The organism is Kaarinaea lacus, assembly GCF_975902315.1.
Genome location: NZ_CDLKIE010000506.1, coordinates 1 through 11,069, shown reverse-complemented (window position 1 = coordinate 11,069; position 11,069 = coordinate 1). Strand labels below are relative to the sequence as shown.

11 protein-coding genes are annotated in these 11,069 nt (G+C 46.5%); 7 read left to right on the top strand and 4 right to left on the bottom strand.

The genetic code is table 11. From position 1 onward, the window contains the following. Positions 1-91: 91 nt before the first annotated feature. Entirely contained in the window at positions 92-1,585 is a 1,494-nt protein-coding gene (locus ACWVCM_RS15835; RefSeq protein WP_455202737.1) for an NAD(P)H-hydrate dehydratase, read from the bottom strand. Between the two features lie 50 nt (positions 1,586-1,635). Between ACWVCM_RS15835 and queG the strand changes: the two genes are divergently transcribed. Both queG and ACWVCM_RS15825 read left to right on the top strand, forming a co-directional pair. Next, a complete protein-coding gene (gene queG / locus ACWVCM_RS15830; RefSeq protein WP_455202736.1) occupies positions 1,636-2,718 on the top strand; it encodes a tRNA epoxyqueuosine(34) reductase QueG in 1,083 nt (360 codons plus the stop codon). 153 nt (positions 2,719-2,871) lie between these two features. Continuing rightward, positions 2,872-3,372: an NlpC/P60 family protein gene (locus ACWVCM_RS15825; protein WP_455202735.1), complete on the top strand. Its 501-nt coding sequence runs from the start codon at positions 2,872-2,874 to the stop codon at positions 3,370-3,372. 63 nt (positions 3,373-3,435) lie between these two features. Here ACWVCM_RS15825 and ACWVCM_RS15820 read toward each other — a convergent pair whose 3' ends face one another. Both ACWVCM_RS15820 and orn read right to left on the bottom strand, forming a co-directional pair. Further along, positions 3,436-4,338: a DMT family transporter gene (locus ACWVCM_RS15820; protein ID WP_455202734.1), complete on the bottom strand. Its 903-nt coding sequence runs from the start codon at positions 4,336-4,338 to the stop codon at positions 3,436-3,438. A 365-nt stretch (positions 4,339-4,703) separates the two neighbouring features. Beyond that, positions 4,704-5,261, bottom strand: a complete 558-nt coding sequence (orn, locus tag ACWVCM_RS15815; RefSeq protein ID WP_455202733.1) for an oligoribonuclease — start codon at positions 5,259-5,261, stop codon at positions 4,704-4,706. Between the two features lie 156 nt (positions 5,262-5,417). Here orn and ACWVCM_RS15810 point away from each other — a divergent pair, with 156 nt between their 5' ends. From ACWVCM_RS15810 to ACWVCM_RS15790, 5 genes are all read left to right on the top strand, one after another. Beyond that, a complete protein-coding gene (locus tag ACWVCM_RS15810; RefSeq protein WP_455202732.1) occupies positions 5,418-6,686 on the top strand; it encodes a M48 family metallopeptidase in 1,269 nt (422 codons plus the stop codon). Continuing rightward, the gene (locus ACWVCM_RS15805) at positions 6,683-6,979 is read left to right on the top strand and encodes a hypothetical protein (protein ID WP_455202731.1); all 297 of its coding nucleotides are present in this window, start codon (positions 6,683-6,685) and stop codon (positions 6,977-6,979) included. Before ACWVCM_RS15810 ends, ACWVCM_RS15805 begins: the two co-directional genes overlap by 4 nt. A 12-nt stretch (positions 6,980-6,991) precedes the next feature. After that, positions 6,992-7,345 (top strand): 4a-hydroxytetrahydrobiopterin dehydratase, encoded by a 354-nt coding sequence (locus ACWVCM_RS15800; protein ID WP_455202730.1) that lies wholly within the window; start codon positions 6,992-6,994, stop codon positions 7,343-7,345. Between the two features lie 79 nt (positions 7,346-7,424). Continuing rightward, positions 7,425-8,438 carry a small ribosomal subunit biogenesis GTPase RsgA gene (gene rsgA, locus ACWVCM_RS15795; RefSeq protein WP_455202729.1) on the top strand — a complete coding sequence of 338 codons (1,014 nt, stop codon included), beginning with the start codon at positions 7,425-7,427 and terminating at the stop codon, positions 8,436-8,438. A 257-nt stretch (positions 8,439-8,695) separates the two neighbouring features. Beyond that, positions 8,696-9,415, top strand: coding sequence for a hypothetical protein (locus tag ACWVCM_RS15790; protein ID WP_455202728.1), 720 nt, complete (start codon positions 8,696-8,698; stop codon positions 9,413-9,415). Positions 9,416-9,540: 125 nt separating this feature from the next. Here ACWVCM_RS15790 and ACWVCM_RS15785 read toward each other — a convergent pair whose 3' ends face one another. After that, entirely contained in the window at positions 9,541-10,728 is a 1,188-nt protein-coding gene (locus ACWVCM_RS15785) for a pentapeptide repeat-containing protein (RefSeq protein WP_455202727.1), read from the bottom strand. Positions 10,729-11,069 lie beyond the last annotated feature (341 nt).

Here is an 11,069-nt window from a genome sequence, read left to right as displayed (position 1 = left end):
CGCTGATCTTTACGCCGCAGTTGTTGCGCAAGTTTCTCCCCGAATTGCAGCGTGGCGGTTTCATCGGGCAAAGTATGTTGTAGTGATTCCGTCATACGGGATTTACGAGTTTTTGTATGTGCGGTAGTAAATCTGAAGCTAACAAGCCTCGCTCACCTCGATGCGCAGTCGCCAGGTCCGCGGATTTGGCATGAATATAAACGGCAACATTTGCCGATGCACTGAGTTGATTCGACTGGGCAATACACGCTGCCATCACGCCCGTCAGCACATCACCCATGCCAGCCACTGCCATACCCGGATTTCCCGCATCACACAGAGCGATGGATTGATCTTCATGACAAATCAATGTGCCACAACCTTTAAGCAGTACGACACCGCCGTAACGAGATTGCAATGCACGCACTGCGGCAAAACGATCCTGTTGTATCGCGGTTGCTGGCATATCCAGTAACCGACCCGCTTCACCAGGATGAGGAGTTAACACCCAGTTCGCTCGAGCGACGGGTTCGCGAGACAACAAATTTAACGCATCGGCATCCATCACTAGTGTCTTTGCGCTTTCCATCACCGTGCTCAATAAATCCTGCGCCCAGGCATCTTGACCCAATCCGGGGCCAATCGCGATGCACGTTGCCGCAGCTAACAATGGTTTTAACTGTTGTTTGTTTTCAACCCCCTGACACATCAATTCCGGGCGCGCACTGACAATAGCGGTAACATGTTCCGGCCGTGTAACCACGGTAACCAGGCCGGCACCACTGCGCAAGGCAGCTTCGCCCGCCATTCGTGCTGCGCCGAGCATACCTTTGTTACCACCGATAACCAGCACGTGGCCATTACTGCCTTTATGGGAATTTCGAGGGCGCGGTGGTAGTAATGCGGCAACTTCATCGTTGGTGACACGAACCGCCGAAGCATCTACCTGCCCATAAATATCCTGAGGCACTGCCAGGCCATCAAATATTAATTGTCCGCAATAATCAGGCCCCTGCCCCGTTAACAATCCCTGTTTCATCCCGATAAAGGTAACTGTCATATCCGCCATTATGGCAGCGCCCAGCACATTACCCGTGTCCGCATGCAGCCCTGAAGGAATATCGACTGCCACAACCTGGCAATCCGTGTTTTCTTTATAGTGATTGACAATCTCAATGGCTAACCTCCATTGATCTTTTACATCGCCAGATAGCCCGGTGCCCAGTAGAGCATCCACTACGATATCGCATGACGCATCAATCGCACCATCAAAGGCCTTTACCGGTACTGGTGTTTGTTGCAGCTTTTCATAGGCGAGCCTGGCATCGCCCTTCAATCGAGACGTGTCGGCAAGCATATAAACCGTTACATCGAGTTTTGACTCGTGCGCCAGTCGTGCAATGACAAATCCATCACCAGCATTGTTACCGGCCCCACAAAATACGGCGATATGGTGTGCCCGTGGCCAGCATTTACGCATTGCTCGGAAAGTTGCAGCTCCTGCGTTTTCCATTAATTCAATGCCCGGAACGTTAAAGGTGTCGATAGCGACGCGATCCAGAGCACGAACCTGTTCAGCGCGGTATAATTGTTTGGGTAAATTCATGCAGGCAGTTCCACTTTATTGACTGTTAACCCTATTGACGAACAACACTAATGGCTAATCACAGTAATACAACAAACAAATATCAACACCTTGATCTACAGCAACTGGCTCATCATATCAAAAGCCGGGCCACCGCATTAGGTTTTCAGGGTGTGGGTATTTCCAATACAGAACTGGAGGAAGCCGAAACCCATTTAGTGAACTGGCTGGATGCCGGCTTTCAAGGGGATATGGAGTACATGCAACGCCATGGCACCAAACGCAGCCGACCCGCGGAACTGGAACCAGGAACCGTTAGCGTTATCAGCACCACCTTTAATTATTGGCCTGAACCTGACCAACATTGCCAGATGATTTTGGACAATCCCGAACAAGCCTATATCTCACGCTACGCGTTAGGACGCGATTACCATAAAGTCATTCGCAAGCGCTTACAAACACTGGCCGATGAAATACAGCAGGAAATCGGCGAGTTTGGTTACCGGGTATTTACCGATAGTGCGCCGGTACTGGAAAAAGCCCTGGGAGAAAAAGCAGGCCTGGGATGGATCGGTAAACACACCAACCTCATTACCGAACATACCGGTTCCTGGTTTTTTATCGGCGAAATCTATACCGACTTGCCATTGCCTGTCGACACTACGGCTAAAAATCACTGTGGCACTTGCCAGGCCTGTATCGAGGCCTGTCCTACCCAGGCGATCGTCGCGCCTTATACACTGGATGCTCGTTTATGTATTTCGTATCTGACCATTGAACTGCGCAGTAGTATACCTCCTGAACTACGTCCGCTGATTGGCAATCGTATCTATGGCTGCGACGACTGTCAGATTGTTTGCCCCTGGAATCGTTTTACCACCCAAACCCAAGAAACAGATTTCTTACCCCGTAATAGCCTGGATGACATCGGCCTGATTGAGTTATTTGCCTGGTCAGAACGAGAGTTCCTGGATAAAACGCAGGGCAGCGCCATTCGCCGCATCGGCTACGAATGTTGGTTACGGAATATCGCAGTGGCACTTGGCAATGTCCCCACTAATGGCAACGTTATCACTGCGCTAAAAAGCCGGCTCGCCGATTCATCTTCCATGGTGAAAGAGCATATTGAATGGGCTATTCAGCAGCACCAGTAAGACATTCCAACTTCAAATCACTTTTTCAGATTTAGTCAGCGTAAATCCAGGTAAGAAATGTGATTCACCGCCAGTATTTTGGTTTAAAATTTACCGCAACCTGGCCGATTTAATAACTGATAGTTGCTGTAACGTAACGACATTGAAGTGCCTATGATGATCCGACAACTGCTGATTTGTTTTACCTGTTATCTGTCCATAGCCCTGGTTGGCTGTTCAAGCTCACCCAGGCAAGTAGCTCCCGATACCCGCAGCGCAAACAAATCGACATCACAGCAATCATCCGTCTATAAGCGCTTGAATTCGCAATACAGCCGATGGAAAGGTACTCCTTACGAACTGGGCGGCCTGAATAAAAGAGGCATAGATTGTTCCGGCTTCGTTCATGTTGCATTTCGCGATGCCTTTGGCATGAAGCTCCCGAGAACCACTGAAGACCTGGCAGCTGCCGGCGAAAACATTTCCAGGCATCAGCTTAATATCGGGGACCTGGTATTCTTCAAAACCGGATTCAGCAAGCGCCACGTCGGCATTTATGTTGGCAACCAACAGTTTATTCATGCATCCACATCAAAGGGCGTCATGAAATCCAATCTGACCAATCCCTACTGGTCAGAACATTACTGGAAATCAACCCGTCTGCTATCTAACTGAACGATAAGAATTGCAGACCCCATTTCACCGGGGCCTGCAGGTTGGCGATACCGCTCCCATTGTCTAACGCCTTACTGGAAGCAGCAGGGACTTTAAGTTCAGCAGTAGTTGGTCCCCCCATTGATGCATTCCCAACGCGATTAATATAAACGCCGCACCAATCCAGATGTCGAGCGAAATAATTTCGCTATTCAATGACTGACCTATCAAAAGGGCAAGTACAGGTGTCACCAGAGGAATCAATGCAACACGATTGGCCTCGAGATTTTTCAATATATAAAAATACAATGAGAATCCGACTACCGAGCCAACAACACCAAGATAAACCAGTGCGCTACTCGGCCTCACGTCAAAGCTTGTTGGAAGTTCCCCATCCACTATTAACCAGGTAACAAAATAAAGTGGAGCCGCCACCAACAAACCGCCGGTGGTTGTTGTCAACGCCGGGAGTCTGCTATTGATACGCTTGATCCATACCGCACTTGATGAGTGCAGGATTACCGATACCAGCAAAGCTGCTACACCCTGCCAGGCAACCGCCTGACCATTGACATCCGCCGCGAATATGACGATCAGTCCGATAATGCCCATACCTACCCCGGCAATTTTCCCATAGGTCAAACTCGCTTCCTGCAAATAAAACGCGGCAAGCACCGCGGTCGCCACCGGTGTCAAACCAAAAATCACCGCCACTAAACCAGAAGGGATATATTGCGATCCCCAATACACACTCATCATGGCACCATAAATCCCTGCGCCCGCAGCAATATAGGTTTCCCAGGCTTTACGATCCAGCGGCAGCTTATGGCGCAGCACGGCAATCAAGGCAACACACACCAGGGCACCCAAAACCATGCGCCCGGTCACGCCAAATAAATAACCCCAGCCTTCACTACTCCATTGAATCGCCAATGGTGTTGTAGACCAGATCACGATAACCCCTAGAAACGCCGCTGGTACTGACATGATTTTTCACCTTATTTCCTATTACATTGTTTTCTGTATTACATTTTTTTCTGTATTACACAATTTTGCCGATCGCCCCAAACGAAAAAGGCCGCAGTTCTTTCGAATCTGCGGCCCTTTGAATACGTTGCTTTTACTATTCTATACTATCTTTTCTTACTCTTATAACTCTTACGCATCAACGGGCACACAGAGGTATGAACCACAGACCATGGCAGTCGCGGTTTAACTGGCGTGTCAATAAACATGGGTGCTCGATTTGTTTGTGCGTTGTTCATAGTAAGTAAGTTTGTCGTTAAATCCTGAAACTGTCAAGTAATGAATAATGAAGAAAATGTTTCATTTGTTTCAATGCAAGATTCCTGTCACGTTGATTGAGGTAAACGAATAAAGTGTTCCCGATAGTATTTTAATTCCTCAATAGAATCCTTAATATCATCAAGCGCGAGGTGATTATTGTTCTTCTTTAATCCCCTGGCAATATCAGGCGCCCAACGCGCCACTAACTCCTTGAGCGTACTGACGTCGAGGTTACGGTAGTGGAAAAACGCCTCCAGTTCCGGCATACAGCGCGCCATAAAACGGCGGTCCTGGCAGATGCTATTGCCACACATGGGTGACTTCCCCTTAGGCACATACTGCAGTAAAAATTCAATGGTTTGTTGTTCGGCCTGGGGCTCAGTTGTGGAGCTGTTTTTTACCCGCTCTGAAAGCCCGGACTTGGCATGTTGCCTGGTATTCCATTCGTCCATGCTATTCATTACTTCGTCCGGTTGATGAATCGCCAGCACAGGACCTTCTGCAAGAATATTCAACTGTGCATCCGTCACTATTGTGGCAATTTCGATGATTACATCCTGCTGGGTATCCAACCCCGTCATTTCGAGATCGATCCAGATCAAATTGTTGGCATCCTGGGTCATTATGTTTAATTAATTCCTGTTTTCTGTTGTTATTGATTAACTCATTTTTTCTGGCAAATGCATTGAATTTTCTGCGAATCTCTGCGTCTGAAAGCAAAATAGAGTATCATATGCCCGCGAAAAATGTTGCTTGGAAATCCATAGACAGGTAGATGAATGAATACATTTACGTCCGTATTTTTACTCGCTTTAACAATCTCCCTGATAGCCCAGTTATGGCTAACTTTTCGACACATCAGACATGTCGGCACCCACCGTAACGCAGTTCCCAGCGCATTTTCCGACAAGATTTCTTTGAGCGATCACCAAAAAGCAGCGAATTACACGTTGGCAAAATCCCGCTTCGGCATCATTGAGCTGGCAGTCAGCACCGTGTTGTTGCTGACCTGGACCCTCGGTGGTGGTCTGAATATCATCGATCAATTCTGGCAGGAAATGGAACTGGGTGGCCTTACCAGTGGTGTGGGTACGCTGGTCAGTGTTTTTGTCATCATTACATTTCTGGAAGTCCCGTTATCGCTGTATAGTACCTTTGTCATTGAAGAAAAATTTGGCTTTAACAAATCGACCATCAAACTTTTCATTACCGACCTGCTAAAACAAACTGCACTTAGCATATTGTTAGGAGTACCCCTGGCGTTCCTGGTACTTTGGTTGATGGAATCATCTGGCAGTTTGTGGTGGATTTACGTATGGTTGGTGTGGACTGCTTTCACATTATTTTTAATGTGGGCATACCCTTCCTGGATAGCACCATTATTCAACAAATTTACGCCGCTGGAGAACAGCGAATTAATACAGCGCATTAACGCCCTGTTATTGCGTTGCGGATTCTCCAGTAACGGTGTATTTGTCATGGATGGATCGAAACGTTCCGGGCATGGCAATGCCTACTTCACCGGTTTTGGTAACCAGAAACGCATAGTGTTTTTCGATACATTACTAAAGACACTGGACAGCGATGAAATCGAAGCAGTACTGGCCCATGAACTGGGGCACTTCAAACACAAGCATGTGATCAAACGTATCCTCACTATGAGCTTAATGTCTCTGTGTGCTTTGGCAATACTCGGTTGGGTGATGCAACAACCGTGGTTCTACGAAGGATTAGGCGTCTCTACACCATCAACCCACATGGCCTTGTTATTATTCCTGTTGGTGATGCCGGTGTTCAGTTTTTTTGTGCAGCCTGTATCAGCTTTCTTCATGCGTAAACACGAATTCGAAGCTGATACTTACGCTGCTAAACAAACCAATGCCCTGCATCTTATCCAGGCGCTGGTTAAACTTTATAGCGAAAACGCCAGTACACTGACACCAGATCCATTATTTTCCGCATTTCACGATTCACATCCACCAGCTCCGGTGCGGATCGCGTTCTTATCATCTAAACTAAATGAAACAACTTGTGAGGCTTTAACATGAATACAGCAAAATCAATCGCAACAACATTATTACTTGCAGCAATATCATCCACACCAGCCCTGGCAGCAAATGCCGAGAACGGTAAAAAGTTATATACAGAACGCTGTGGTGGCTGCCATGATACTAAAGTTCACACGCGTCCCAATCGAATCGTACACACTTATGAAGACCTGGTGAATCGGGTTCGTTTTTGCGACAACGCTGCTAAAGCCGGCCTGAAAGACGAAGAGATCTATGATGTTTCAGATTATTTAAACGACACTTTCTATAAATTTATGAAGGTCGATGGTTAAAGATACTGGATTATGAGTGAACTACGCCAGAAATCATGTAAGCCGCTGGGGTCGGGTACGCCACCATTAACAATAGATGTTGCGAATTCCCTGTTAGAGCAATTGCATGATGACTGGCAGGTTCAGGAACAGCCCGCTGAGTTACACCGCAGTTTCAAGTTTAAGAACTATTATCAAACCATGGCCTTTGTTAATGCCCTGGCCTGGATTGCACACCAGGAAGACCACCATCCTGATATTGAAGTCAGTTATAATCGTTGTTTGGTACATTTCAGTACTCATTCCATTGGCGGTATTTCGGAAAACGATTTTATTTGCGCAGCCAAAATTGATGCCTTGCTGCTTGCCCCGGCGCCTGCATCATAAACTGCATCATAAACATAGTTACGATGTTTTATACTTTTATCACCTTCTATCCCTACCAAAAGCACCTTCAACAAGCGTCATGGCAAAGCGTAAACTAACGCGGCGTCAAGCCTGGCGAGTACAAAAAATCCAGAAAGATCGTCTGGCGCGCGCCCAGTCCCGCTCAGAAACCGCGGAGCAGTTACTCCAGAGCCAAACGCTTGGACCGGAACAATTAGGCCGCATTGTTGCTCACTATGGCGCTAATCTGGATGTGGAAGACGAACAGGGAAAGGTGTATCACTGCCTGATTCGCGCGAATGTACCCAGGCTAGTGTGTGGCGACAAAGTCATCTGGCAGGTCACTGGCCCTGATCTGGGTGTGATTACATCCCTGGTCCCGCGCACCAGCCTGCTGGCCCGCCCGGATTACAACAAACAATTAAAACCGGTGGCTGCCAACATCGACCAGATGTTAATCGTCGCAGCCCCCAAACCCGCTCTCGATGAAGACCTGATCAACCGTTACCTGGTTGCGGCGGAATTGACATCCATTCAACCTGTCATTGTAATTAACAAAACAGACCTGTTAGGCGACAAGGAAAAACAGCAGTTGCAAGCGCAACTGGAAGTGTATGAGCAGATTGGTTATTCAATCATTTACACAAGCACCAAGCAAAAAAACGGACTCAACGATTTAAAAAAACACCTGGTTGATAAAATCAGTATATTTGTGGGTCAATCCGGTGTTGGCAAGTCATCCCTGATTAAAACATTTTTACCGGACGTTGCGATTCGCGTGGGCGAACTTTCCAGCGCGACGGGCCTGGGCAAACATACCACCTCGGTGACCGTTCTTTATCACTTACCCAATGGTGGCAGCATTATAGATTCACCTGGGGTACGCGAATTTGGTCTTGGTCATGTTTCACGCGAACAGGTGACAGAAGGTTTTGTGGAGTTAAAGAAATTTATAGGCCAATGCAAATTCAAGGATTGTAAACATTTACAGGAACCTGACTGCGCCATCAAACATGCAGTAGAAACACAACAGATCTCCGTACAACGATTTGAAAGTTATCAACGACTGGCAAAATCTCTCGCTCGATCCTAGCACCAGGACAATCTGTCCAGATAATGCACGAATCGTTGCTTAACATTTGCACTCACTTTTCTTTCGCTATCAATCATTTCTGAATTAGAAACTAATAAATATCAGATCGAAAGAATTAGAAATCAATAAATATTTTCTAGAAACGTGCTGTTTTACCGTTTTCGTAACTCGTGGTTTGCACTACATGCGACTATAATTAGTAACAAATTCTGAAGCCGCAACAACAATTTCTACGCTACCTCAGGGAGAATCACAGCATGCAGCGCCGTTTGTACTATTTTTCAATCCTATGTTTGTGCACTCCTTATACGGTGTTGGCTGACCAACACAACATTGATCAATTTGCCACCGTCATTGATAACCAGTTTAAGAATTACGCAGAAAATTTGAGCGCAGCTCAAAGTCATAAAGCCTTGTCCCGCTCTGATAGTGGCGCGCTTGCCCTGGATGTCGGTTTTGAGATAGCAACAACAAAAATTGAAAATGATTCATACCTTAAAGCCTATACCTCAAAGACAACACCGAACGTATTAGAAACCCCCAAACTGCATGTGAGCACAAACTATGGTAAGGGACTGAACGCAGGGGCTTTCTATTCCTCAGTGCCAGATAGTGATATTCAGATTTATGGCGGTGAACTACGGTATTTGATGACACCTCATCACCGATCTGCACTTCCCTCACTGTCAGTTAGAGGCACCTACAGCCAGATGACGGGAATGGAAGATATGTTCGTAACCTCGACCGGATTGGAACTGTCGGTTTCGAAAGGGTTTAATGCATTCACACCCTATGCGGGGATTGGTACTACCTGGGTTGACGGGGAATATGAGCTGGCGGGTTCTACTTCAAGCTTAACGCAAAACAAGTATTTCATGGGATTAAAATTTGATCTTGGCATTTTCCATCTTTCAGCCGAGGCAGAACAATCTGGAGTGGAATCTACTATTCGCGCGAAAAGCGGGATACGATTCTAATCCACACCACTACTACAGTTAAGCAATTCAGTTAAGCGCTTCTTTTACAGTTCTCTATAAATCCACTTGAGGCTTTCGGCTTTCGCCTCCGCTGCACTGTTGCATTTGATATTTACTCGTTGGAATTACAGCGTAGATTGATCCAGATTGAGCGCCCTTTCCAGGCCGATGACGCGGTGCATATTCTTAGCGCCGCGCATGTTGGTGTTTTTCAAATTGGCGCCACTGATGTCCGCACCAGCAAAGTCAACTTCCCGCATATCACTACTGCTAAAATCAGTCGCTACCAGTTTCGCATGGGTCAATTTGGATTTTTTAATATTAGCATCCACCAGCGTTGCGTTACTGAAATTACTTTTGGAAAAATCTGACTTGCGTAGAATCGCCTTCGATAAATCGGCCCAGGAAAATGTGGCATTCGTCGCAATGACTTCATGCAAATTCGACTCACGCAGGTCAGCGCTGGTAAAGTTGGATTCTGTGAGATTGGATCCTCTGAATTGCGCCTTGCGCAGACTGGCGCTAACAAAGGATGTCCGATATGCATTCGCGCCCCTTAGATCACTTTTATCCATAGTGGCCTGATAAAAGTCGGCACCAAATAACAAGGCGTGCTGCAAATTAGCATAAGACAGGTCGGCACGTTTTAGATTGGCGCCTGATAAATCAGTATGACTGAGATCCACGGATTTCAGATTGGTGCCTTCAAAGTTTGAACTGCGTAAAATTGTGCCAAATAAATCAGCACCTTTCAGGTTCACCTTACGCAGGTCTACACCGCTCAGATTACTATCGCCAAGATAGGCTTTGATCAGGCTTGCATCGGTTAAGATAGCGCCCGCCAGGTTGATATTTCTCATACTGGCTCGGTCCAGCTGTGCACCCGTAAGATCAGCATTGGACAAATCAACACTATCCAGTACCGCGCCGCGTAAATCAGCGCCTCTTAAATTCGCGCCCCTTAAGTTGGCACCTGCCATTAATGAACCAGTCAACCTGGTTTGTCTCAAATTGGCCCCACTTAAATCCGCGTTCTGGAAATTTGATTCTTTTAAATTGCTGTAACGAAAATAGGTACCCTGCAAATTGGCACCACGAAAATTTGTGTTGGAAAGATCAAGATCCGACAAATTTTTTCCTGCGAAGTCCACCGGTTTCAGATTGCCCGTCATGGCAATCTCACGCATCACATCCACTTTGGCCATGGGTTTGGCAAAACTGCTGCGTTTACCGGAAGCTGAACAAGCGACAAGAAGGGATAGCGTCATTAAAACAACAATAATTTGTCTCATAATTAAAAATAAAATTTTCATTTTTACTCGATCTTAGGCTATAAGACCAAAAGCCTGGCTTTTGGTTTGCCCTTGCGGAACATTTTTATCGGTCAGCTAATACTGAAACTATCCGTTAATTTTATTAATCGCGCATTAAATTGACAATTTTACGCTGTAATTGCATGATTTAGCGGCATTTTTCGATGAAAAGTTAACTTCTTTCTCAAGAACGTCGCGCATTGTAGCGTATCTGCTGGTGTTGACTGCTGAATTGATTAATTAAATTGTGCAGAATTTAAGCCAGGATCATATTGCAGGATTGATTTTTGGTTTCTCTGCAATCCGGTCTCGCAGATATACCGGGATCGCCTCTGCAGCGG